Below are 22,332 nucleotides of genomic sequence, written 5' to 3'. Positions count from 1 at the left end.
CCGGTGACCGGGCCCGGTCGGGCACGAGTGACGGAGGCGGAAACGGAGCGGGCCCCGCCGGTGCGGAGCCCGCTGCGTGTGCCGGTGTGCCCGTCTCACGCCGAGGCGCGGGCCTTGCGGTAGAGCACCGTGCCCGCGAGCAGCGCGCCGGCGCCGACCGGCAGGGCGAGGCCCAGCGGCAGGTCGCTGCCGGTCTCGGCGAGCGCCGCGTCGCCGCCGGGCTGGGCGACGGTCTGGGTGCCCGGCTCGTTGTCGTCCTCGGAACCGCCCGGCGTCTCACCGTCCGGGCCGGACGGCTTGTCCGGGGTGTCGGGGGTGTCGGGGTTATCGGGAGTGTCCGGCTTCTCGGGGGGCGTCTCGTGGTCGCCGGGGGGCGTCGAGTGGTCCCCTCCGCCACCCCCGTTGCCGCAGTCGTTGCCGAAGGCCGGGTTGAGGACTCCGACGACGTCGATGCTGTTGCCGCACACGTTCACCGGCACGTCGATCGGCACCTCGACGTGGTTACCGGAGCCGACCCCCGGCGAGTCCGTGGCGTGACCGCCGGCGTGGGAGCCCCCGTGCGAGTCGTCGTGCGAGCCCCCGTGCGAGCCGCCATGGCTCCCGGAGTCGCCGTATCCGCCCGAGCCGCCGTGTCCGCCGTGTCCGCCGGAGGCGCCGCCACCCTTGTTGGCGCACGCGTTGCCCATCGCCGGGTTGAGGATGCCGACCACATCCACCGTGTTGCCGCAGACGTTCACCGGCACGTGCACCGGGGCCTGCACCGTGTTGCCGGACGCCACGCCGGGCGAACCCGAACTCGAGCCGTACGCACCCGAGTCCGCGTGGGCGGCACCGCCAGCGGCGGCGATCACGCCGGTGGCCGCCGCCATCGTCATCAGGCCCTTGCGGGTGACCTGTCGCATTTCCTGAATCCCTGCCTTGTCCTGGTCCCGTGGTACCGAGAATGCCGAGAGTGCCGGAACTCCGGCGTCGCCGTCGCGCCCCCGCCTCGAATGTCCCCCGAAAGGCCGTCGGCCCCGGAGCGCATGGCGTGCACTCCGGGACCGACGGAATCAGATCCTCACGGGGCGAGGCACAACGTCACTTGTTGATGCAGACGTTGCCGAAGGCGGGGTTCAGCAGACCGATCACGGAGATCGTGTTGCCGCAGACGTTCACCGGCACGTGCACGGGGACCTGAACGACGTTGCCGGAAAGGACGCCGGGCGAGTGCACGGCGGCACCCTGGGCACCGGAGTCGGCGACGGCCATGCCCGCGCCCGCGAGAACCAGACCACCGGTGGCAGCCGCGGCGGCGACGACCTTCTTGAGCATTGTTCCTCCTAGTTGGCAAACGCGATCCCAAAATTGCCGATCGCATCACCTGTAACGAGGAGGGAGTAATGAGGCTACGAGCTTATGAGCGCATTCACTCGTCCCGGTCGCCTCCCGTACGCACGGGCGAATCAGGACGCGTCGATGAATCGGTCGAGCACCCGCACTCCGAACTGGAGTCCCTCCACCGGCACCCGCTCGTCCACCCCGTGGAACATGCCCGCAAAGTCCAGCTCCGGCGGCAGCTTGAGCGGCGCGAAGCCGAAACCACGGATGCCGAGTTCGTCGAAGGACTTGGCGTCCGTGCCGCCGGAGAGCATATAGGGGACCGCCTTCGCGGCCGGGTCCTCGGCCACCAGGGCGGACTGCATCGCGTCGACCAGCGCTCCGTCGAAGGTCGTCTCGACGGCCTTGTTGGCGTGCACGTCCTCGCGCCGCACGTGCGGTCCGAGGATCCGGTCGACGTCGGCGAGGAACTCCTCCTCGTACCCGGGCAGGAAACGCCCGTCGACATGCGCGGTGGCCTCGCCGGGGATGACGTTGACCTTGTAACCCGCGCCCAGCTGGGTCGGGTTGGCGGTGTTGCTCAGGGTGGCGCCGATGAGCTTGGCGATGCCGCCGAGCTTGGCGAGCGTGCCCTCCATGTTCTCCGGGTCCAGCTCGGTGCCGAGCGCGTCGCCGAGTTCGTCGAGGAAGGCCCGGGTCGTCCTGGTGACGCGGACGGGGAACTTGTGCCGGCCCAGACGCGCGACGGCCTCGGACAGTTCGGTGATGGCGTTGTCCCGGTGGATCATCGACCCGTGCCCCGCGGTGCCGGCCACGGTCAGCTTCATCCAGTGGATGCCCTTCTCGGCCGTCTGGATCAGATAGAGGCGGCGCTGCTCGCTCACCGTGAAGGAGAAGCCGCCCACCTCGCTGATCGCCTCGGTGACGCCCTCGAAGAGGTCGGGGTGGTGGTCCACGAGGTGGCGGGCGCCGTACGTGCCGCCGGCCTCCTCGTCGGCGAGGAACGCCAGCACGATGTCCCGCGGGGGCTTGCGCCCGCTGCGCAGCCGGTCGCGGACGACGGCGAGCGTCATCGCGTCCATGTCCTTCATGTCGACGGCACCGCGCCCCCACACGCAGCCGTCGGCGATCTCCCCGGAGAAGGGGTGGTGGGTCCAGTCGTCCGCGTTGGCCGGGACGACGTCGGTGTGGCCGTGGATGAGCAGCGCGGGCCGGGACGGGTCCGTGCCCTCGATCCGGGCCACCGTGGAGGCGCGTCCGGGGTGGGACTCGAAGATCTTCGGTTCGAGTCCCACCTCGGCGAGCTTCTCGGCGACGTACTCGGCGGCCTTGCGCTCGCCCGGCCCCGAGTGGTCGCCGTAGTTGCTGGTGTCGATCCGGATCAGCTCGCGGCAGAGGTCGACGACCTCTTCCTCGCCGGTGACGCTCCTGGCCGTGCCCGAGTCGCTCACGTGGTTCCTCCCGCTGTCACTGCCGATGTCAGTGCCGATGTCACTGCTGGTGGGTCCCCCTCATCCTCCTCCCTGGGCCCTCCGGGCCCAAGGAGGGGGTGATCGGCCACCCCGGAAAGCCTGGTAATGTTTACGTCGTCGCCGCGGGAGGAAACCCGCGCGACAGACACCTTGTCCGGGTGGCGGAATGGCAGACGCGCTAGCTTGAGGTGCTAGTGCCCTTTATCGGGCGTGGGGGTTCAAGTCCCCCCTCGGACACCAGCTGAAACCCCTGCTGAGCAGGGGTTTTCTGCTTTTCATCCGCCGTTCTTCCCCCACGGTGCACGCCACTACAGTGGGCGCCATGAGCACCCCTGCCTGTCCCTGCGGACGACCCGAGCCGTACGAGAGGTGCTGTGGCCGTTTCCATGCCGGGACCGCCGCCGCACCGAGCGCCGAGGCCCTGATGCGCTCGCGCTACAGCGCCTTCGTGAAGGGGGACGCGGGCTATCTGCTGCGCACCTGGCACCCGCGGACCCGGCCGACGCGGCTCGATCTGGACCCGGGCATGCGATGGACCGGCCTGGAGATCCTGGACACGGCCGACGCCTCCGCCTTCCACACCACCGGGACCGTGACGTTCCGGGCGTCCTACCGCGGCGGTTCGCTGCACGAGCGGAGCCGGTTCGAGCGGGTGGACGGGGCGTGGGTGTACGTCGACGGCGAGATCCTCGGCTGACGACGCCGCCCCCGGAACGAACCCCGGCGGCCTACGGCGCCAGGATGTCCAGCTCCTGAAGCGCGCCCTCCGTGATCTCCCGGGTCAGCCGCTCCGCGCGCTCCGCGTCACGGGCGCGGACCGCCTCGGCGACCTGGACGTGCAGGGTGACGGCGGCCGGGTCGGGGTCCTCGAACATCACGTCGTGGTGGGTGCGGCCGGCCAGGACCTCGGCGACGACGCCGCCGAGGCGGGCGAACATCTCGTTGCCGGACGCGGTGAGGATGACGCGGTGGAAGGCCACGTCGTGGAAGAGGTACTCCTCCAGTCGGTGACCGCGTGAGTTGGCGACCATGCCGAGCGCGCACTCGGTCAGCTCGGCGCACTGCTCCGCCGTGGCGTGCCGTGCGGCCAGGCCCGCCGCCACCGGCTCGACGGCCGACCTGAGCACGGTCAGGGAGCGCAGCTGCCGGGGGCGTTCGGAGCCGGCCAGGCGCCAGCGGATGACCTGCGGGTCGTAGACGTTCCACTCGCACTCGGGCAGGACGGTGACGCCGACGCGGCGGCGCGACTCGACGAGGTGCATGGATTCCAGCACCCGGACCGCCTCCCGCATCACGGAGCGCGAGACCTCGAAGCGCTGGGCGAGTTCGTCCGTGCGCAGAACGCTGCCCGCGGGGTATGCGCCCGCTGTGATCGCGGGGCCGAGGGTGTCCAAAACGCGGCCGTGCAGGCCCCGGCCCGGTGTGCTCATGCACTCAGCGTACGGGGCACGTCACTGGAACAAAAAGTCAGACTTATATGTCACAGACTCTTGAAGTTGTCCTACTAATGAGTTTCAGTTGCGTCGACATCAGGTGTCGACGAAGACAGCAGACAGCGAGAGTGCGATGCAGCAACTGCACACCCCCCACGTCGTCGTGGTCATGGGTGTCGCGGGCACCGGGAAGACCACCATCGGTCCCCTGCTCGCGGCCCGGCTCGGCGTTCCCTACGCCGAGGGCGACGACTTCCACCCCCCGGCCAACATCGCCAAGATGACGGCCGGCACCCCGCTCACCGACGAGGACCGCTGGCCCTGGCTGGACGCCATCGGCGGCTGGGCGCACGGGCGGGCCGGGCTCGGTGGGGTGGTGAGCAGTTCGGCGCTGAAGCGCTCGTACCGCGACCGGCTGCGGGCCGCCGCTCCCGGTGTCGTCTTCGTGCATCTCACGGGCAGCCGTGAGCTGATCGAGGACCGGATGTCGCACCGGCAGGGCCACTTCATGCCGACGGCCCTGCTCGACTCCCAGTTCGCCACGCTCCAGCCGCTGCAGCCGGACGAGGCGGGAGTCGCGGTGGACGTCGCCGGCACCCCCGAGGAGATCACCGCACGGGCGCTCGACGCCCTGAAGGACCTCCCCGAGCCCGCTCGGTAACCCCCCGCACCCACATCCCCCGGGGTCGTGCCGCCTCCCGCGCGCGCGGCCCCGTACTCCCCCGAATCCCCATCACCGCAAGGGAACCACCGTGACCAGACTCAGCGTCGAGATGCTGGCAGCGGACCCCGTCGAGCCGATCACCTCGGCGGGCCACGCTCAGCTGGGCATCGCCGTGCTCCTGGGCATCGCCGTCATCGTCCTGCTCATCACCAAGTTCAAGCTGCATGCCTTCCTGTCGCTGACCATCGGGTCACTGGCGCTCGGCGCGTTCGCCGGTGCGCCGCTGGACAAGGTCATCACCAGCTTCACCGCCGGGCTCGGCTCCACCGTCGCGGGCGTCGGCGTCCTGATCGCCCTCGGCGCGATCCTCGGCAAGATGCTCGCCGACTCCGGCGGCGCCGACCAGATCGTGGACACCATCCTCGCCAAGGCGACGCCGCGTTCCATGCCGTGGACGATGGTGCTGATCGCCTCGGTCATCGGACTGCCGCTGTTCTTCGAGGTCGGGATCGTGCTGCTGATCCCGGTCGTCCTCATGGTCGCCAAGCGCGGCAACTACTCGCTGATGCGGATCGGCATCCCGGCGCTGGCCGGTCTGTCCGTGATGCACGGCCTGGTCCCGCCGCACCCCGGTCCGCTGGTGGCCATCGACGCGGTGGGCGCCAACCTCGGTGTGACCCTGGCGCTGGGCGTGCTGATCGCGATCCCGACGGTGATCATCGCCGGTCCGGTGTTCTCGAAGTACGCGGCCCGCTGGGTGGACGTCCAGGCTCCCGACCGCATGATCCCCGAGCGCGCCTCGGAGCAGCTGGACAAGCGCCCCGGTTTCGGCGCGACCCTGTCCACGATCCTGCTGCCGGTCGTGCTGATGCTGCTGAAGGCGCTCGTCGACATCATCGTCGACGACCCGGAGAACGTGGTGCAGCGCACCTTCGACGTCATCGGCAACCCGCTGATCGCCCTGCTGGTCTCGGTGATCGTCGGCATCTTCACGCTGCTGCGGCCCGCCGGGTTCGGCAAGGACCGCCTGTCCGGCCTGGTCGAGAAGGGGCTGGCGCCCATCGCCGGCATCCTTCTGATCGTCGGTGCGGGCGGCGGCTTCAAGCAGACGCTGATCGACTCGGGCGTGGGCCAGATGGTCCTGGACATCTCCAAGGACTGGTCGATCCCGGCGCTGCTGCTGGCCTGGCTGATCGCGGTGGTGATCCGGCTGGCGACCGGTTCGGCGACGGTGGCGACCGTCTCGGCGGCCGGTCTGGTCGCGCCGCTGGCGGCCGACATGTCGACCACGCACGCCGCACTGCTGGTCCTGGCCATCGGCGCCGGCTCGCTGTTCTTCAGCCACGTCAACGACGCCGGGTTCTGGCTGGTGAAGGAGTACTTCGGGCTGAACGTCGGTCAGACCATCAAGACCTGGTCCGTCATGGAGACCATCATCTCGGTGGTCGCCGGTGCCCTGGTCCTGCTGTTGTCCCTGGTCATATAGCCGCACCCCACACCAGTCGGCAGGAACGGGAGTACGACGATGACGGCCCACCCCCTCTTCGACATCGGCGGGCGCACCGCCCTGGTGACCGGCTCCAGCCGGGGCATCGGGCTGGCGCTGGCCCGGGGCCTCGCGGAGGCCGGCTGCCGGGTGATCCTGAACGGACGCGACGGCGACCGCCTCGCCAGGGCCGCCGCAGGGCTCCCCGGCGAGGTCCACACGGCGGTGTTCGACGTGACCGACGGTCCGTCCGTGTCCGCCGGGATCGCCGAGGCCGAGGAGCGGGTGGGCCCGCTCGACATCCTGGTCAACAACGCCGGGATGCAGCTGCGGGCGCCCCTGCTGGAGTTCGCGGACGCCGACTGGCACCGCGTCCTGGACACCAACCTCACCAGCGCCTTCCTCGTGGGGCGGGAGGCCGCGTGCCGGATGACGGAACGCGGCCACGGCAAGATCGTGAACATCTGCTCGCTGCAGAGCGAGGTGGTCCGCCCGGGCATCGCGCCCTACGCCGCCACGAAGGGCGCGCTGAAGATGCTCACCAAGGGCATGTGCGCCGACTGGGGCCCGCTCGGTGTCCAGGTCAACGGTCTCGGCCCCGGTTACATCGAGACCGAGCTGACCCGGCCGCTCGTCGAGGACGAGGAGTTCAGCGCCTGGGTGCGCGGACGCACTCCGGCGGGCCGCTGGGGCCGTACGGAGGACCTGGTGGGCGGGCTGCTGTTCCTCGCCTCGCCCGCCGCGGACTTCGTCGGCGGACAGATCCTGTACGTCGACGGCGGAATGACGAGCGTCCTGTGAGCGCCGGGAAGGCCCTTGCGCCGGGCTGTGTGATCCACGGCGCGGGCGACCTGCGGGTCGAGGACGTGCCCGTCCCCCGCCCGGGCCCGGGTGAGGCGCTGGTCGCCGTGCGCTACGGCGGCGTCTGCGGCTCCGACCTGCACTACTGGCGGCACGGCGGCGTCGGCGACTTCCGCCTGCGGGAGCCGATGCTGCTCGGGCACGAGGTGGTCGGCACGGTCCTGTCGTACGGCTCCCCGGACACCGCCGGTCCGGCGGCCGGTACGTCCGTCGCGGTGCACCCGGCGACGCCGTGCGGGGTGTGCCCGGAGTGCGTGGACGGGCGGCGCAATGTCTGCCGGGACACCCGGTACCTGGGCAGTGCGGCCCGCTTCCCGCACGTCCAGGGCGGCTTCGCGGCGCGGATCGTCGTCCCCGCCGGACAGGTGCGCGCCCTCCCGACCGGGCTGGACCCGCGCCGGGGCGCGCTGGCCGAGCCGCTGTCCGTCGCCCCGCACGCCGTGCGCCGGGCCGGGGACCTGGCGGGGCGTCATGTGCTGGTCACCGGGGCCGGGCCGATCGGCTGCCTGTCGGTCGCGGCGGCGAAGGCGGCGGGTGCGGCACACGTGACGGTGACGGACCTGCTGCCCGCGGCCCTGGAGTACGCGCGGGCCGCCGGTGCCGACACCCTCGTCCGGGCGGACGACCCGGACGACCCCGGCCGGCCGGTGGACGTCGACACGGCGATCGAGGCCTCCGGTGTGGCCGCGGGCCTCGACACCTGTCTGCGGCTGGTGCGGCGCGGCGGCACAGTCGTCCAGCTCGGCATGCTGCCCCCGGGGCAGAGTCCCTTCGCGGGGAACCTGCTGGTGAGCCGGGAGATCGAGCTGCGCGGGGCGTTCCGCTTCGACGGCGAGTTCGACGACGCGCTGCGTCTGCTCGCGGCCGAGCCCGCGTTCGACGCCCTGGTCAGCGCCGTGGTGCCGGTGCGGGAGGCGGCGTCCGCCTTCGAACTGGCCGCGGACCGGAGCCGGTCCTGCAAGGTGCTGCTGGACTTCGACGCGCCCCCGACAGCCGCCTGAGCCCCAAAACCCTGCAACTCCCCATCCAACAGGGAGACTTGTCACGACGTATCGGCCCACTGCCGTCGTCACGGACAGCCGCCCCCGTTCCGGCCCCCTAATGCGCCACCCGTCCGGCACAGGGCACCCACCCGCACTAGAGTCGTCCCCGACGCCCCCGTGACCCGACTGATGATCGAGGTACGCAGCGTGTCGGTTCTCGTTCTGGTCCTCGCCGTGTGCGCCGCGTGCTGTCTGGGTCTCGGTTTCGTCCTCCAGCAGAACGCGGCCGAGCGCGCCCCGCTGGGCGACTTCCTCTCGCCCCGCCTCCTGCTCGACCTCCTGCGGGTGCCGCGCTGGCTGGCCGGCATGGGACTGATGGTGGCCGGCATGGTGCTGGGGGCGCTCGCGCTGGGCGGCGGCGAACTGACCCTCGTCGAACCCCTCCTGGCGACGAACCTCCTGTTCGCCCTCGCCCTCTCCCGCATCCAGACCCGGCAGCCGCTGGGCCGCCAGGGCTGGGCCGGCCTCGCGCTGCTCGCGGGCGGGGTGACCGCGTTCATCCTGGCGGGCGAGCCGTGCGGGGGCAGCGCGGTGACCGGTCCGCTGCGGCACTGGCTGATCGTCGGGGTGATGCTGGGCCTCGCCCTCGTGCTCACGCTGTGCGCCGGGCGCCTGCGGCTGACCTGGGGCCCGACTCTGCTGGCCCTGGCCGCCGGTCTGCTGTACGGGGTGCAGGACGCGTTGACCCGGGTGAGCGGCCGGCGCTTCTCGGCGGGCGGCCTCGCGGAGTTGCTGACGGGCTGGCAGCCGTACGCCGTGGTGGTGCTCGGGGTGACGGGCCTGGTCCTGGTCCAGAGCGCCTTCGAGACGGCGCCGCTGCGCAGGTCGCTGCCCGCGCTGACGGCGGCCCAGCCGCTCGCGGGCATCGCCTGCGGGGTCGGCTTCCTCGGCGACCGGTTGCGCACCGACGCCGGGGCGCTCGCGTGGCAGGCGGGCGGCCTCGCGGCGGTCGTGGCGGGCATCGTCCTGCTGGGCCTGCACCCGGCGATGCCGCAGGGGACGGGGACCGGCGAGAGCGGGCGTGAACCGGCGCTGGAGCGGCGCTGAGGGCCGCGGTGTCCACTGCTTGGATGGGCGGATGAGTTCTGCTGACGAGATTCTGGACATCGTCGACGAGCACGACCGCGTCGTCGGGCAGGCCCGGCGGGGAGACGCGTACGCCCGGGGGCTGCGGCACCGCTGCGTGTTCGTGTGGGCCCGCGACCCGGAGGGCCGGGTCTTCGTCCACCGCCGGACGGCGTCGAAGCTGGTGTTCCCCGCGCTGTACGACATGTTCGTCGGCGGGGTGGTGGGCGCGGGTGAGTCCTACGACGACGCGGCGCTGCGGGAGGCGGAGGAGGAGCTGGGGGTGAGCGGGCTGCCGCGGCCAAAGTACCTGTTTACGTTCTTGTACGACGACGGGGCGGGGCGGACCTGGTGGTCGGCGGTGTACGAGGTGCGGGTGGCGGGGGCGGTGTCTCCCCAGGTGGAGGAGGTGGCGTGGCACGGGTTCCTGCCGGAGGAGGAGCTGGAGGGACGGCTCGGGGAGTGGGAGTTCGTGCCGGACGGTCTGTCGGCGTACGCGCGGCTGCGGGCTTGGCGGGCCGTTCACTGAACCGGCGTCGCCCGGCGTGGGTGCGGGCGCGGGGTGGGGACGCAGCCCGGCGCTGCCGGGGTGCCGCTGCGCCCACCCGTGCGGCCTGGGGGTACCTCTGTCCCACCGATTCCGCGCCGTTCCGAGGACGGACACCCCCCGGCGCGGCCCCGACCCCCCACCGAACCCACCGCGCCACCCGCACCCCCACCGGAGCCGCACAGGCGCCACCCGCACCCCCACCAAACGCGCGCAGGCCGCCGCAGGCACCCGCGGCGGGGAGCCGGATAGGGTCCCCGGGTGATCGATTTCGTGCGGAACGTTCGGCTGTGGTTCGTGCCCGAGGAGGTGCGGCAGGAGGGCGGTACCCCCGACTACCGCTTCTCGCTGGCCAATGAGCGGACGTTCCTCGCCTGGCTGCGTACCGCCCTCGCCCTGATCGGCGGCGGGTTCGCCGTGGACCAGTTCCTGCCCGACCTGCGCTGGGGCTGGCGGGTCGGGCTCGCGCTCGCGCTGCTGGCCGCAGGTGTGCTGTGCTCGCTGCGGGCCGTGAACCACTGGGCGCGCTGCGAACGCGCCATGCGCCGGGGCGAGGACCTCCCCGTCTCCCGCTTCCCGGCGCTGCTCAGCCTGGTCGTCGCCGTGGTCGCCGTGGTGATGGTCGTCGTGGTCCTCGTCGGCTGGGAGGGCTGAGCGTGAGCGGCACCGACGCGGCCCCCTCCGACCGCGACCCCGGGCTCCAGCCCGAGCGCACCCGGCTCGCCTGGCGTCGCACCACTCTGTCCGGCACCGTCGTCGCCGTACTCGCCGCGAAGACCGCGCTGCACGGCGGGGCGTCGCCCGTCTCGGTGCTCGCCGCCGCCCTGTGCTGCGTCTTCTGGCTGGCCTTCCTCCGGATCGCCCACGGCCGGATCACCACCCTCGCCGCGGCGAACAGACCCCGCGCCCTCACCCCGCCGCACGCCGCCGCCGCGACCCTGTGCATGCTGGCCCTCGCCGTCTGCGGAGCGTTCCTCGTCCTCTGAGGCGTCCTCCGAGGCCCGGAAACGCCCGTGGGACCGACCGCCGTCGCGCCGATCACGTTCGGTCCGCCCACTGGACGGCATACCGACCGGTCGGCATCATGTGTCGGGTACTGTTCACCCGTCCCAGGGAGCGACGATGAGCCCCGACCACCCGCCCGGACTCGATCTCGACCGGTTGCGCGTCCTGCTCGACCGCGAGCGCCCCGGCCTGGTGACCGGCCCGCTGTCCGGCCGGCTGATCGAGGGCGGACGGTCGAACCTCACCTACGCCGTTTCGGACGGCACGGCCCGCTGGGTCGTACGGCGCCCGCCGCTCGGCCACGTCCTGGCCACCGCGCACGACATGCGGCGCGAGCACCGCGTCATCAGCGCCCTGCACCCGACCGAGGTGCCCGTGCCGCGCCCGGTGCTGCTGTGCGAGGACGCGGAGGTGCTGGGGGCGCCCTTCTACGTGATGGAGTTCGTCGACGGCACCCCGTACCGCACCGCGGAACAGCTCGCCCCCCTCGGGCCCGACCGCACCCGCGCGGCCGTGCTGAACCTCGTCGACACGCTGGTCGGGCTGCACGCCGTGGACCCCGCCGAGGTGGGCCTCGCCGACTTCGGCCGCCCCGAGGGCTTCCTGGACCGCCAGCTCCGCCGCTGGGCCAAGCAGCTCGACGCCTCCCGCAACCGCGACCTGGCCGGCATCGACGAACTGCACGCCACCCTCGGCCGGGAGCTGCCCCGCTCCCCCGCCCCGACGGTGGTGCACGGCGACTACCGCCTGGACAACGTCCTGATCGGCGGCGCGGACGACGAGATCCGGGCGATCCTCGACTGGGAGATGTCCACCCTCGGCGACCCGCTGACCGACCTGGGCCTGCTGGTGATGTACAGCAGCCCGCTCCGCATGCCCGACTCCCCCGTCTCCACCACCGCCCAGGCACCCGGCCACCCCGCTCCCGCCGAGCTGATCGAGCGGTACGCCGCCCGCTCGGGCCGCGACGTCTCCACGGTCGCCTGGTACACGGCGTTCGCGTGGTTCAAGCTCGCCGTGATCCTGGAGGGCATCCACTACCGGTACACGCTGGGCCAGACCGTCGGCCGCGGCTTCGACCGCATCGGCGACCTCGTCCCCGTCTTCATCGAGCACGGCCTGACCACCCTTCAGGAGGGCTGAGACCACATGGACTTCGCGTACGACGCACACACCGAGGAACTCCGCGCCCGGCTGCTCGCCTTCATGGACGAGTACGTCTACCCGGCCGAGCAGGTCGCCCACGAGCAGCGCGCCCGGCTCGCCTCCCCGTGGGAGACCCCGCGGGTCGTGGAGGACCTGAAGGCCGAGGCCCGTCGCCAGGGCCTGTGGAACCTGTTCCTGCCCGACGCCGAGCACGGCGCCGGTCTCACCAACCTCCAGTACGCCCCGCTCGCCGAGATCACCGGCCGCAGCCCGCAGCTGGCGCCGACCGCGACGAACTGCGCGGCGCCGGACACCGGGAACATGGAGGTGCTGGCCCAGTTCGCCGACGAGACGCAGAAGAAGCAGTGGCTGCAACCCCTGCTCGCCGGGGAGATCCGCTCCGCCTTCGCGATGACGGAGCCGGACGTGGCCTCCTCGGACGCCACGAACATCACCACGCGCATCGAGCGCGACGGCGACGAGTACGTCGTCACGGGCCGCAAGTGGTACATCTCCGGGGCGATGAACCCGGACTGCCGGATCTTCATCGTGATGGGCAAGACGGACCCCGACGGCGAGGACATCCGCCGCCAGCAGTCGATGGTGCTGGTCCCGCGCGACACGCCCGGGGTGACGGTCGACCGGGCCATGCAGGTCTTCGGTTACGAGGACCACTACCACGGCGGCCACGCCGAGGTGACCTTCGACCACGCGCGCGTGCCGGTGTCGAACCTGATCGGCGAGGAGGGCGGCGGCTTCGCCATCGCGCAGGCCCGGCTCGGTCCCGGCCGGATCCACCACTGCATGCGGCTGATCGGCATGGCCGAGCGCGCGATCGAGCTGATGTGCCGCCGCGCGGTGTCCCGCGACGCCTTCGGCAAGACGCTGGCCCAGCAGGGCGTGGTCCACAACTGGATCGCGGACGCCCGGGTCACCGTCGAGCAGCTGCGGCTGCTGGTGCTGAAGACCGCCTGGCTGATGGACACCGTCGGCAACCGGGGCGCGCACACCGAGATCCAGGCCATCAAGATCGCCACGCCTCGCGCGGTGGTCGACATCATCGACCGGGCGATCCAGCTGCACGGCGCGGGCGGCGTGAGCCAGGACTTCCCGCTGGCCGAGCTGTACGCGGGGGCGCGGACGCTGATGATCGCCGACGGCCCGGACGAGGTACACCAGCGCTCGCTGGCCCGCCGGGAGATCAAGAAGTACCTCTGAGCGGGCGACGCCCCCGGGGGCCCCGGGGGCCCGTCGCCTGGGGGCGTCTCAGGGACGCAGGGCCCGCAGCAGCAGGTCGGCGAGGTGGTCGGCGACCTCCTGCGGGCTGAGCGGGCCGTTGGGGCGGTACCACGTGGACAGGTGGTGGATGGATCCGAAGTGGTAGTCCACCACCAGGTCGGCCGGGGTCTCCTTGGTGAAGACGCCGGTCCGCTGGCCCTCCTCGATGAGCGCGCGGAAGCGCTCGTGGTAGCGCCGGCGCTCGGCGCGCACCTGTCTGTTCTTCTCCGGGCTGAGCTGGTGCATGGAGCGGAAGAAGATCGACGCGTCGTCGAGGTTGTCGATGGTGGTCACGACGACGTCGGCCGCCGCGTCCCGCACCCGCTTCTCGACCGGCGCGTCGGCGTCCGCGAAGGCGTCCAGGCGTTCCTGCTGGAGGCGCAGCACGCGCGCGTACACCTCGTGCAGCAGGTCGTCCTTGGAGCCGAAGTAGTGGTAGAGCGCCCCCTTGGTGACGCCTGCCGCCTCGACGATCTCCTGTACCGAGGTGCGGTCGTAGCCCTGCTCGGCGAAGAGCCGGGTGGCGGCGGCCAGGAGCCGCTGCGGCACCGGAGTGCCGTCCCCGTCCGTGGTCCTGGGCACTGCCGTCACCTGCCTTTCCGTGTCACTGTCCGTTCACTGCTGCGTTCCGTTGCCGCCGGAACGCAGTTCCCGACGGAGGATCTTCCCACTCGCCGTCTTCGGCAAGTCGGGCAGGATCTCCACCTGGCGCGGATACTTGTAGGCGGCCAGTCTCTCCTCGCAGTACGCGACGAGTGCGTCCGGGTCCGTGGCGGCGCCCGGCCGGAGGCTGATGTACGCCTTGACGGTCTCGCCGCGGTACCCGTCGGGCACGCCGACGACGGCGGCCTCGCGCACCGCGGGGTGGGTGTAGAGCACGTCCTCGACCTCGCGCGGCCAGACCTTGAAGCCAGAGGCGTTGATCATGTCCTTCTTGAGGTCGACGACGTAGAGCCAGCCCTGGGCGTCCATGAAGCCGATGTCCCCGGTGCGCAGTTCGCCGCCGGGGAAGGTCTCGGCGGTGGCGTCCGGGCGGCGCCAGTAGCCGGGGACGACCTGGGGGCCGCTGACGACGATCTCGCCCTGCTCCCCGAAGGGCACCTCCGCGCCCTGGTCGTCGACGATCCGCACGGCGGTCTCGGGGCCGGGCACGCCGACCGCCAGGGTCCCGGAGACGGGGTCCACCGGGGCCTCCAGGTGCGGCGGTACGGACGCGCAGGGCGCGGTGCACTCGGTGAGCCCGTAGCCGTTGCGGATGTACGGGCCGAAGCCCGCGCGGAACTTCTCCACCAGGGCGGGCGGCAGCGGGGCGCCGCCCGAGGAGATGTTCGCGAAGGACGCGAAGTGCTCCGGGGTGACGGAGGGGTGGGCGGCGAGCGCCATGAAGGCGGTGGACGGGCCGACCGTGTAGTGCGGCCGGTGCTCGGCGAAGGCGTCCAGGACGACGCCCGCCTCGAAGCGGTAGGCCAGGACGAGTGTGCCCACGCTGTTCAGGCAGGCGCCGAACTCGCAGACCATGCCGGTGATGTGGAACAGCGGGGCCAGCGCGAAGTAGACCGGTGCCTCGGGCAGGCCGAGCCCGGTGCGCTGCCGCTCGGCGTTGTACATGATGTTGCGGTGGGTGTTGGTGGCGCCCTTGGGCGTGCCGCTGGTGCCCGAGGTGTAGCTAATGAGCGCGGTGTCGCCGGGCTCCGGGTCGCGGCCCTCGGGCGCCCGGTGGCCGGCGCGGGCCTCCCGGGCCAGGTCGTCGGCGTCGGGGGCGTCCGGCAGCCGCTCGAACGGCAGCACGCGTGCGTCCTGGCGGGTCTGGAAGTCCGACTCGCACCCCGTGAGCACGATCCGCACCGGCGAGCCGGCCGCCGTCTCGCGCAGGTACGACTCCCAGGCGCGGTCGGAGCAGATCAGCGCGGCCACCTCGCCGTCCCGCAGGACGTGGCCGACCTCCCGCGACTTGTACATCGGGTTGACGGGCACGACGACCGCGCCCGCCTTCCACGCGCCCAGTACGGCGAGCACGAAGTGCGGGGAGTTCTGGAGCAGGACCGCGACCCGGTCGCCGCGCTCCAGGCCGCGCGCGGCGAGGTACCCGGCGACGGAGTCGCTCAGCTCGTCCACCTCGCGGTAGGTGAGGCGGCCGTCGAAGTAGGCGAGGAAGACGCGGTCGGGTGCCTCGGCGGCCGCCCGGCGCAGGGCGTGCACGAGGGAGGCGTCGGGGTCGAGCGGGGCCTTCTGCGCGTCGGTCAGCAGGCCGAGCCAGGGCTTGGCCGCGTAGGGGGAACCGGTCACCGGGCCGTCGCCTCCTCCCACTGCCGCTGGAGCCGGTTCATGCCGTGCAGCCAGCGGTCGGGTTCGGTGGCCCGGGCCTGGTAGTACTGCGCCACCTCGGGGTGCGGCAGGATCAGGAAGCGGTCCTCGTGGATGCCCTGGAAGAGGGCGTCCGCGACGTCCCCCGGTTCGATCGCGGTGGGCCGGAGCACCAGTTCGCCCGCGCTGCCGCTCGCGGTGAGCATGTCGGTGCGCACCCCTTGCGGACAGATGGCGTGGACCTTGATCCCGCGGTGGCGGTAGGTCAGGGACAGCCACTCGGCGAAGGCGTAGGCGCCGTGCTTGGTGACGCTGTAGGGGGCGGCGCCGATCATGGTGAGCAGTCCGGCGGCCGAGACGGTGGAGACGAAGCGGCCACTGCCGCGCTCCAGCCAGTCGGGGAGCAGTTCGTGGGCCGCCCGCACGTGGGCCATGACGTTGACGTCCCAGGCGAGCGCCCAGACGGCCTCCGCCGCGGCCTGCGAACCCCCGGAGCCGACACCCGCGTTGGCGCAGTACACGTCGACGCTGCCGCCCAGCGCGTCGCGGGCCTCGGTGACGATCGCCGAGGCGTCGCCGGGGACGGCGATGCCGCCGATCTCGTCGGCGACGGCCTTGGCCCGGCCGGCGTCCAGGTCGTTGACCACGACCCGGGCTCCCTCGGCGGCGAAGCGGCGGGCCAGCGCGGCGCCGATGCCGCCTCCCGCCCCGGTGACGACGACTCCGGCGTTCTGCACGGCTTCCACCATCGGTCTCCTTCGACACGGCTCGGGCACGGCTCGCTTCCCGTTGCAGCGCCAGACTAACCAGTCGGTATGTTCGGCGGAAGAGGTGAACCGCGGTCTACACCATTCCCTGCGGCCCGGGCGCGGGGTTAGCGTGCGTGCGCATGACACCCGCCGCGATCACGGAGGTCACCGCATGACGCTGTCCGGACGGAACCTGCTCGCCACGACGGCCGCGGTGGCGGCCGGCACCACGGCCGCCGCCGCGTCGGCGGGCACGGCGCGGGCCGCGCCCGCCGGAGACGGGGGCCGCCGACTGCGCACCGGCTTCGAGCGCCTCGCCGACGGCGGCTACGCGCCGCTCAGGGGGCAGAAGGTCGGCGTCGTCACCAATCCGACCGGCATCACCCGGGACGTCCGCCACATCGTCGACGTCATGCACGCCGACGACCGCGTGGAGCTGACCGCCGTCTTCGGCCCCGAGCACGGCTTCCGCGGCACGGCGCAGGCGGGCGGCTCCGAGGGGCGCTACGACGACCCCGCGACCGGGCTGCCGGTCTACGACACCTACCTGAAGAGCGGGCAGCCGCTCGCGGACGTGTTCACCGCGTCCGGCGTGGACACCGTCGTCTTCGACATCCAGGACGTGGGCGCGCGCGTCTACACGTACATCTGGACGCTGTTCGACTGCATGGAGGCGGCCTCGCTCGCGGGGAAGCGGTTCGTGGTGCTGGACCGGCCGAACCCGGTGACCGGGCGGGCGGCCCTCGGCCCGGTCCTGCACAGGGAGTTCGCGACCTTCGTGGGGCGGCAGCCGATCGCGCAGGCGCACGGCATGACGGTCGCCGAGCTGGCGCTGCTCTTCAACGGCGAGTTCCTGACCGCCCCGGTGCCGCTGGAGACGGTGACGATGACGGGCTGGAAGCGCTCGGAGTTCTACGACGCCGCCGGGCTGCCCTGGGTGCCGCCGAGCCCGAACATGCCGACGCCGGAGTGCGCGCTGGTGTACTCGGGGACCTGTCTGTTCGAGGGCACGAACCTCTCCGAGGGCCGCGGTACCACCCGGCCGTTCGAGCTGCTGGGCGCGGAGGGGATCGACGGGCGCTGGGCCGCCGCCGCGAACGGACTCGGTCTGCCCGGTGTGCGCTTCAGGGAAGCGTACTTCGCGCCCACCTTCTCCAAGTTCCAGGGCAGGACCGTCGGCGGGGTGCAGCTCCACGTGCACGACCGGGCCGCGTTCGACCCGGTGCGCACCGGAATCGCCCTCCTGGTGACCGCCAAGCGGACCTGGGACGGCTTCGCCTGGCGGTCGGACAACTGGATCGACAAGCTCACCGGGTCCACCCGGGTGCGCACGATGATCGACGCGGGCGCGGACACCGACGAGGTGGTGGCCGGCTGGGAGGCGGAACTGGCGGCGTTCAGAAGGACACGCCGCCAGTACCTCCTCTACAGGTGACCTGCGGGCCGGCCGCTCACCGGTGGGACGTGAACTCCACGACCTGCTGGTAGGTGGGCCGGTTCTGCCAGCTGATGCCGCCGTGCTTGACGCCGCCGAGGGTGCGGTGGATCACCGAGTCGGCGCACCACTGGTCCCCGGCCGAGCAGTTGTCGTCGCCGGGATAGACCTGGGCGGCCGTGCGGCCCGCCGCCTCCTTCAGGGTGGAGACCAGGGTGTCCCGGCAGGCGGCGAGGTCGCCGCCGCCGCAGTACGGCCGCGCCAGCGGGCCCTTGACGAACTCGCCGAGCACGGACCGGATGTCCTTGTCGACATAGCTCCACCAGCCGTACTGGAAGGCGCTGCCGGCGTGGGCGCCGGTCGGGCCGTGGGCGGCGGACGGGGACTCGTCGACGGGCAGGTTGCGGGTGAAGGCGGTGTACAGGTCGGTGCCGAGCCCTGGTTCGAACTCGGCCTTCACCAGCAGCGGCCACCAGGCGTCCAGAGTGCGGACCGCGTCGGCGTGGGCGTACTTCTTGGCGCCCGCCGAGGTCTCCGTGCGCAGACCGCCCGCGGACAGCCAGGCCCTGAGCCGGTCCACGGCCGTCTTCGCGGCGGGATCGGTGACCGGCGCGGACTCGACCACCCTCAGCAGGTCGGGCAGGACGTCCTCGGCCCGCAGGTCGGCGAGGGCCGCCTCGGCCATGGCCTTCACCAGCGCGGTGCGGGTGACGCCGCCCGCGGCGACCAGCTTCTTCACCCGGTCGTCGAGGAGGTTTCCGCGGTGGACGGAGCCGTTGCCCCAGGAGGCGGCCGGGTAGTCCTTGGCCTGCTTGTTGTTCCAGGAGACGTAGTAGTCCTGGTCGACCGACTGCGGGTGGGCGGACGGGCCGGTGTACCGGGCGGTGTTGGCGGCGGCGTCCCAGCCCTGCCACTCGTACGCCGGCCGGGCCCAGACCGGGAACTCGGCGTCGACGCCGTTCGCGCGCACCGGGTTGTCGCCGCTGTTGTAGTACGCGGTGTGCTCGGAGTCGGCGTAGAACCAGTTGAAGGTGTAGTTGATGTGCTGGACGGCGCCCTTGAAGCGCTCGGGGCCGTTGAGGTAGTCCGGGTCGTTCAGCATCTGGAAGCCGATGATGGAGTCGGCCTCGTGGAGGTAGGAGGAGCGCAGGGTGGTGTAGGCGACCTTCTTGCCGCCGACCGTGGCCCGGGACTCGACGGGGCCGTACTTGGTGCGCCAGACACGCATCGTGTAGGAGCCGGCCGCGGTGGAGTCGGCGACCGTCGGCTTCCAGGCGTTGCGCCGCTCGACCTTCTCCATGGGCGTGCAGGTGCCGCGGTAGAGGTAGTGGTAGTCGTCCTGGCACAGCTCGACCGCGTAGGTGTCGATGATGTCCTGGCCGGAGGTGGTGGCGCTCCAGGCGTAGTCCTGGCCGCGGCCGAGTTCGACGTACATGCTCAGACCCGCGAAGGAGGCGCCGCGGGCGCTGATGCCGGGGCCCTGGAGCTCCTGGAGCATGAGCAGCTGCGGGGCGAAGTAGCCGGTCTGGGGTCCGAAGACGGCGACCGGGTGGCCGCTCGCGGTGTGCTCGCCGCTGACGACGAGGGCGTTGGACATGCCGCGCCGTGCCGAGGTCACGGCGGTGTCCGCCGCCTTGGCCGATGCCCCGGTCGCGCCCGCGGCGCCGGCGCTGCCCGTACGGTCGTACACCAGCGGTTCCGGCTCGACCGACCCGGCGTCGGGCAGGGCGCGGCCCTGCGGGTCGTCCGGGGTGGGCAGGTACGGGAAGCTGCCGTCCTGCTGGGTGAGGACGGCCTCGGGGTCGTTGCGCTGGCGGAAGGACTCCCAGACCTCGGTGCCCTCGGCGACGCCGTACTTCTCCTGGGCCGCGAGCAGGGAGAGCGCGTTGTTCACCTCGCCGCCGCCTCCGGCGCCGAAGAGGGAACCGATGACGGAGGCCAGCGCGATCAGGTCGCTGCGCTTGAAGTGCTCGATGGTGCCCGCGTTGGTGATGGCGTCCTTGTGGCCGGTCAGGACGTATTCGCCGGGGAAGTAGCGGCCCTTGTCGGAGGCGTCGATGTAGGCGTTGACCCCGGCGACGTAGGCGTCCACGTCGGCCAGGGCCAGCTCGCCGCGCTCACCGGCCTTGGCGGCGGCGCTCTCGATCTGCGCCTCCAGGTCGTCCTCGGTGTAGGGGGCGCTGCGCCAGAACTGCTGCTCCAGGCCCTGGTTGGCGGGGGCGCCGCCCGCGAAGGGGGTCAACTGGCCGCGTCCGACGTGCCGGAAGAGGTCCATGAGCCACAGCCGGTCCTGGGCCGCGGCGTAGCCGGCGCCGAACTCGGTGCCGTAGCGGGTGGTGCCGGTGATGTGCGGCACGCCGGTCTTCTTGTCGCGGACGATGGTGACGTCGTCGCGTCCCGCGGGGCGGACGGTGGAGGCGGCCTGGCCGTCCGGGACGCCGAAGGAGGCGTCGTTGAAGAAGTCGTTGATCTTGTCGTTGGTGAGGCCGGAGTAGCCGGTGGCGAGCTTCGCGTAGGGGCCGAGCTGGTCCTCGGCGTGCGCGGGCTGGGTGCCGAACGCCTGGTTGAGGAGGATCTGGGCGAGGGTGGCGTTGCCGTTCTGGCCGGGCGGCAGGATGTCGGAACACTGCCCGCCGCAGTGGTCGTTGGCGGCGGCCTCGGCGGCCGTGACCTCGGCGGTCGTGTCCCCGGCGGCCATCGCCGGGGAAAGCGGTGACAAAACTCCGGCAATGAGCGCGCATACGGATGCGGTCTTCAGGAACCCGTGGAAGCCGCGGGGAGTTCTCAGTCTGTCGAGGGCGTTGCGTGGGGTGCGCCGTGGCATGGCAGCTCCTCCCGACGGGGGTGTGGCGGGACGTTACCGCCGGTATCCCCGAGTGGGAAGGTGAACATGCGTCACTTTTTGGGAGCGGGTGGATCGGCTTATGGAGGGCATCGGAAATCGGATGGAGCCGAATCGGTTGTCGATACGTCTATTTGGCGACGTCCGTACGACGACGCCGGAGTGACCCAAGTACAGGTGCAGGTGTGACGGAGGTGCAGGGCGATGGCCGGTTTCCGAAGTCTGGCGAGACAGGTCCGCGATCCACGGTGCGACCTGGCGCTGCGGCGCTATTCGCTGCGCAAGTGCCTTGAGCGTTTCGCCCCTTACGGGCACAGGGCGACCTGGGACCATCTCTGCTCCCGGGCCGGATTCGGTCCCGAGGACCGCTCCCCCAACCCGGCGCGGCTCGTGGCCGCACTGGAGGAGCTGGAGGAGGCGCGTTCGGTGTGGCTGGCCTACGAGGTCGAGTTCGCCGAGCGGCGCAGGAAGGAGAAGCACGACGGGCTGCGCAGGCCGGGCAGCGTGGACGACTGGCACCGGCTGACCTGGGGCGGGTTCGGGGTGGCCTGGTGCGACGATCCCCGGGTCCATCCCGACGGACCGCTGGCGGAGGTGCTGCGCCGGCTGATCTCGGCGCTGGAGCGTGAGCCGGGCTCCGTGTGCCCGGTGTGCGACGGGGAGCGCCTCGCCTGGAAGTACGACCTGGACCACGAGCCCTCGACGGGTCCCGTCTGCTCGGACTGCGGCATCCTCGTGCCGCGGCCCGTCCTCACTCCCGCGGCGCGCGCGGACGCCCGGCGGGGGCGGTTGCTGATGTCGGCGTAGCCGGCCGCGGGGTGCGCCGGGGATGCCGCACCCCGGTGGCCGGTGCGGCACCGGACCCGACGGGCGTTGTCGGTGGCGCCCGGCACCATGGGGAGATGGTGCAACTGTGTGTGAACGGGGCGCGGGGCAGCGCGGACGGCGCGGTGGTGCCGTTGTCGCCGGAGGCGGTCGCCGACTCGGTGGCCGCGGCGGTCGCCGCCGGGGCCACGGACGTCCACGTCCACCCGAAGACACCGTGCGGGCGGGACACGCTGTCCCCGCGTGTGCTCGCGGTGACGCTGGAGGCGATCAGGGCGCGGGGCCCCGCGTCGGTGCCGGTCGGTGTCACGACGGGCGCCTGGGCCGAGCCCGACCCCGCGTCCCGGGCGGCGCGGATACGGAGTTGGACGGTGCTGCCCGACCACGCGTCGGTCAACTGGCACGAGCCCGGCGCCGAGGAGACTGCCGCGGCCCTGATCGAGCGCGGGGTGGGCGTGGAGGCGGGCGTCTGGTCCGGCACGGACGGCGCGGCCCTGTTCCTGCGCTCACCGCTCGGGCCGAAGGTGCTGCGGGTGCTGGCGGAGGTCACGGACACCGACCCGGCGACCGCCCCGGACTCGGCGCGCGCCCTGCTGAGCGCCCTCGGCCCGGCCCACGGCCGCCCGGTCCTGCTGCACGGCGAGGACGGCGGCGCCTGGCCGGTGCTGCGCCTGGCCGGCCGGCTGGGCCTGGCGACCCGGATCGGCCTGGAGGACACCCTCCTCCTCCCCGACGGCAGCCGGGCCGCGTCCAACGCCGCCCTGGTCACCACGGCACTGAGGGAGTTCACCACGCCCCACCGCGACGCCCACTGACGACCGGGCGGCCCGTATCGCCGGACCCTCATTCGCCGCGGC

General features: G+C 72.3%; 22 protein-coding genes and 1 tRNA gene. 15 read left to right on the top strand and 8 right to left on the bottom strand.

From position 1 onward, the window contains the following. Positions 1–95: 95 nt before the first annotated feature. The 3 genes from chpC to IE94_RS0123590 form a co-directional block, all read right to left on the bottom strand. Positions 96–902: an LAXTG-anchored chaplin ChpC gene (gene chpC, locus IE94_RS0123600; RefSeq protein WP_030187735.1), complete on the bottom strand. Its 807-nt coding sequence runs from the start codon at positions 900–902 to the stop codon at positions 96–98. A gap of 178 nt (positions 903–1,080) precedes the next feature. Further along, on the bottom strand, positions 1,081–1,314 hold the full coding sequence (gene chpH / locus IE94_RS0123595; protein ID WP_003977150.1) for a chaplin ChpH: 234 nt from the start codon (positions 1,312–1,314) through the stop codon (positions 1,081–1,083). A 131-nt stretch (positions 1,315–1,445) separates the two neighbouring features. Beyond that, complete coding sequence (locus tag IE94_RS0123590; RefSeq protein ID WP_030187732.1) at positions 1,446–2,771, bottom strand: M20/M25/M40 family metallo-hydrolase; 1,326 nt, start codon at positions 2,769–2,771, stop codon at positions 1,446–1,448. A gap of 173 nt (positions 2,772–2,944) precedes the next feature. Between IE94_RS0123590 and IE94_RS0123585 the strand changes: the two genes are divergently transcribed. After that, positions 2,945–3,032, top strand: a tRNA-Leu gene (locus IE94_RS0123585). An 82-nt stretch (positions 3,033–3,114) separates the two neighbouring features. After that, positions 3,115–3,489 carry a YchJ family protein gene (locus IE94_RS0123580; protein WP_030187730.1) on the top strand — a complete coding sequence of 125 codons (375 nt, stop codon included), beginning with the start codon at positions 3,115–3,117 and terminating at the stop codon, positions 3,487–3,489. A 31-nt stretch (positions 3,490–3,520) separates the two neighbouring features. Here IE94_RS0123580 and IE94_RS0123575 read toward each other — a convergent pair whose 3' ends face one another. After that, positions 3,521–4,222, bottom strand: coding sequence for a FadR/GntR family transcriptional regulator (locus IE94_RS0123575; RefSeq protein WP_030187728.1), 702 nt, complete (start codon positions 4,220–4,222; stop codon positions 3,521–3,523). Positions 4,223–4,358: 136 nt separating this feature from the next. Here IE94_RS0123575 and IE94_RS0123570 point away from each other — a divergent pair, with 136 nt between their 5' ends. The 10 genes from IE94_RS0123570 (at position 4,359) to IE94_RS0123525 (ending at position 13,260) form a co-directional block, all read left to right on the top strand. Then, positions 4,359–4,886 carry a gluconokinase gene (locus IE94_RS0123570; protein WP_030187725.1) on the top strand — a complete coding sequence of 176 codons (528 nt, stop codon included), beginning with the start codon at positions 4,359–4,361 and terminating at the stop codon, positions 4,884–4,886. A 91-nt stretch (positions 4,887–4,977) separates the two neighbouring features. Next, on the top strand, positions 4,978–6,375 hold the full coding sequence (locus IE94_RS0123565) for a GntP family permease (RefSeq protein WP_030187721.1): 1,398 nt from the start codon (positions 4,978–4,980) through the stop codon (positions 6,373–6,375). A gap of 39 nt (positions 6,376–6,414) precedes the next feature. Then, positions 6,415–7,176: an SDR family oxidoreductase gene (locus IE94_RS0123560; protein ID WP_030187719.1), complete on the top strand. Its 762-nt coding sequence runs from the start codon at positions 6,415–6,417 to the stop codon at positions 7,174–7,176. Next, positions 7,173–8,237, top strand: a complete 1,065-nt coding sequence (locus IE94_RS0123555; RefSeq protein ID WP_030187716.1) for an L-idonate 5-dehydrogenase — start codon at positions 7,173–7,175, stop codon at positions 8,235–8,237. Before IE94_RS0123560 ends, IE94_RS0123555 begins: the two co-directional genes overlap by 4 nt. A gap of 189 nt (positions 8,238–8,426) precedes the next feature. Continuing rightward, complete coding sequence (locus IE94_RS0123550) at positions 8,427–9,326, top strand: DMT family transporter (RefSeq protein WP_030187711.1); 900 nt, start codon at positions 8,427–8,429, stop codon at positions 9,324–9,326. Between the two features lie 31 nt (positions 9,327–9,357). Continuing rightward, complete coding sequence (locus tag IE94_RS0123545) at positions 9,358–9,873, top strand: NUDIX hydrolase (protein ID WP_030187710.1); 516 nt, start codon at positions 9,358–9,360, stop codon at positions 9,871–9,873. 279 nt (positions 9,874–10,152) lie between these two features. Continuing rightward, positions 10,153–10,545: a YidH family protein gene (locus tag IE94_RS0123540; RefSeq protein WP_030187702.1), complete on the top strand. Its 393-nt coding sequence runs from the start codon at positions 10,153–10,155 to the stop codon at positions 10,543–10,545. Between the two features lie 2 nt (positions 10,546–10,547). Next, positions 10,548–10,877 carry a DUF202 domain-containing protein gene (locus IE94_RS0123535; RefSeq protein ID WP_030187701.1) on the top strand — a complete coding sequence of 110 codons (330 nt, stop codon included), beginning with the start codon at positions 10,548–10,550 and terminating at the stop codon, positions 10,875–10,877. 136 nt (positions 10,878–11,013) lie between these two features. Next, positions 11,014–12,039 carry a phosphotransferase family protein gene (locus IE94_RS0123530; RefSeq protein ID WP_030187700.1) on the top strand — a complete coding sequence of 342 codons (1,026 nt, stop codon included), beginning with the start codon at positions 11,014–11,016 and terminating at the stop codon, positions 12,037–12,039. A 6-nt stretch (positions 12,040–12,045) separates the two neighbouring features. Further along, positions 12,046–13,260 (top strand): acyl-CoA dehydrogenase family protein, encoded by a 1,215-nt coding sequence (locus tag IE94_RS0123525; protein ID WP_030187696.1) that lies wholly within the window; start codon positions 12,046–12,048, stop codon positions 13,258–13,260. Between the two features lie 48 nt (positions 13,261–13,308). On the opposite strand, the gene IE94_RS0123520 is transcribed toward IE94_RS0123525, so the two are convergent. Genes IE94_RS0123520 through IE94_RS0123510 form a run of 3 tightly spaced genes read right to left on the bottom strand, consistent with a single transcriptional unit; the run spans position 13,309 to position 16,373 of the window. Beyond that, a complete protein-coding gene (locus tag IE94_RS0123520) occupies positions 13,309–13,902 on the bottom strand; it encodes a TetR/AcrR family transcriptional regulator (RefSeq protein WP_030187693.1) in 594 nt (197 codons plus the stop codon). Between the two features lie 33 nt (positions 13,903–13,935). After that, positions 13,936–15,606 (bottom strand): class I adenylate-forming enzyme family protein, encoded by a 1,671-nt coding sequence (locus tag IE94_RS0123515; RefSeq protein WP_030187687.1) that lies wholly within the window; start codon positions 15,604–15,606, stop codon positions 13,936–13,938. Next, positions 15,603–16,373, bottom strand: coding sequence for an SDR family oxidoreductase (locus IE94_RS0123510; protein ID WP_030187685.1), 771 nt, complete (start codon positions 16,371–16,373; stop codon positions 15,603–15,605). The genes IE94_RS0123515 and IE94_RS0123510 overlap by 4 nt, the downstream gene beginning before the upstream one ends. 172 nt (positions 16,374–16,545) lie before the next feature. On the opposite strand from IE94_RS0123510, the gene IE94_RS0123505 reads away from it, so the two are divergent. Continuing rightward, positions 16,546–17,808, top strand: a complete 1,263-nt coding sequence (locus IE94_RS0123505) for an exo-beta-N-acetylmuramidase NamZ family protein (RefSeq protein ID WP_030187682.1) — start codon at positions 16,546–16,548, stop codon at positions 17,806–17,808. 16 nt (positions 17,809–17,824) lie between these two features. Here IE94_RS0123505 and IE94_RS0123500 read toward each other — a convergent pair whose 3' ends face one another. Next, positions 17,825–20,632, bottom strand: a complete 2,808-nt coding sequence (locus IE94_RS0123500) for a penicillin acylase family protein (RefSeq protein ID WP_030187681.1) — start codon at positions 20,630–20,632, stop codon at positions 17,825–17,827. Positions 20,633–20,854: 222 nt separating this feature from the next. Between IE94_RS0123500 and IE94_RS0123495 the strand changes: the two genes are divergently transcribed. Continuing rightward, positions 20,855–21,457, top strand: a complete 603-nt coding sequence (locus IE94_RS0123495) for a hypothetical protein (RefSeq protein ID WP_030187679.1) — start codon at positions 20,855–20,857, stop codon at positions 21,455–21,457. A 95-nt stretch (positions 21,458–21,552) separates the two neighbouring features. Beyond that, positions 21,553–22,290, top strand: coding sequence for a 3-keto-5-aminohexanoate cleavage protein (locus IE94_RS0123490; RefSeq protein WP_030187676.1), 738 nt, complete (start codon positions 21,553–21,555; stop codon positions 22,288–22,290). Positions 22,291–22,332: the final 42 nt, after the last annotated feature.

Source organism: Streptomyces violaceorubidus, assembly GCF_000717995.1.
In the GTDB taxonomy this organism is placed as follows: domain Bacteria; phylum Actinomycetota; class Actinomycetes; order Streptomycetales; family Streptomycetaceae; genus Streptomyces; species Streptomyces violaceorubidus.
This window is presented reverse-complemented; position numbering and strand designations above follow the sequence as displayed.

Excerpts from the sequence above, each read along its gene's own strand:
- IE94_RS0123505 (WP_030187682.1), top strand. The coding sequence starts at position 16,546 with ATGACGCTGTCCGGACGGAACCTGCTCGCCACGACGGCCGCGGTGGCG.
- chpH (WP_003977150.1), bottom strand. The coding sequence starts at position 1,314 with ATGCTCAAGAAGGTCGTCGCCGCCGCGGCTGCCACCGGTGGTCTGGTT.
- IE94_RS0123575 (WP_030187728.1), bottom strand. The coding sequence starts at position 4,222 with ATGAGCACACCGGGCCGGGGCCTGCACGGCCGCGTTTTGGACACCCTC.
- IE94_RS0123530 (WP_030187700.1), top strand. The coding sequence starts at position 11,014 with ATGAGCCCCGACCACCCGCCCGGACTCGATCTCGACCGGTTGCGCGTC.
- IE94_RS0123580 (WP_030187730.1), top strand. The coding sequence starts at position 3,115 with ATGAGCACCCCTGCCTGTCCCTGCGGACGACCCGAGCCGTACGAGAGG.
- IE94_RS0123525 (WP_030187696.1), top strand. The coding sequence starts at position 12,046 with ATGGACTTCGCGTACGACGCACACACCGAGGAACTCCGCGCCCGGCTG.
- IE94_RS0123545 (WP_030187710.1), top strand. The coding sequence starts at position 9,358 with ATGAGTTCTGCTGACGAGATTCTGGACATCGTCGACGAGCACGACCGC.
- chpC (WP_030187735.1), bottom strand. The coding sequence starts at position 902 with ATGCGACAGGTCACCCGCAAGGGCCTGATGACGATGGCGGCGGCCACC.
- IE94_RS0123495 (WP_030187679.1), top strand. The coding sequence starts at position 20,855 with ATGGCCGGTTTCCGAAGTCTGGCGAGACAGGTCCGCGATCCACGGTGC.
- IE94_RS0123490 (WP_030187676.1), top strand. The coding sequence starts at position 21,553 with ATGGTGCAACTGTGTGTGAACGGGGCGCGGGGCAGCGCGGACGGCGCG.
- IE94_RS0123500 (WP_030187681.1), bottom strand. The coding sequence starts at position 20,632 with ATGCCACGGCGCACCCCACGCAACGCCCTCGACAGACTGAGAACTCCC.
- IE94_RS0123570 (WP_030187725.1), top strand. The coding sequence starts at position 4,359 with ATGCAGCAACTGCACACCCCCCACGTCGTCGTGGTCATGGGTGTCGCG.
- IE94_RS0123510 (WP_030187685.1), bottom strand. The coding sequence starts at position 16,373 with ATGGTGGAAGCCGTGCAGAACGCCGGAGTCGTCGTCACCGGGGCGGGA.
- IE94_RS0123560 (WP_030187719.1), top strand. The coding sequence starts at position 6,415 with ATGACGGCCCACCCCCTCTTCGACATCGGCGGGCGCACCGCCCTGGTG.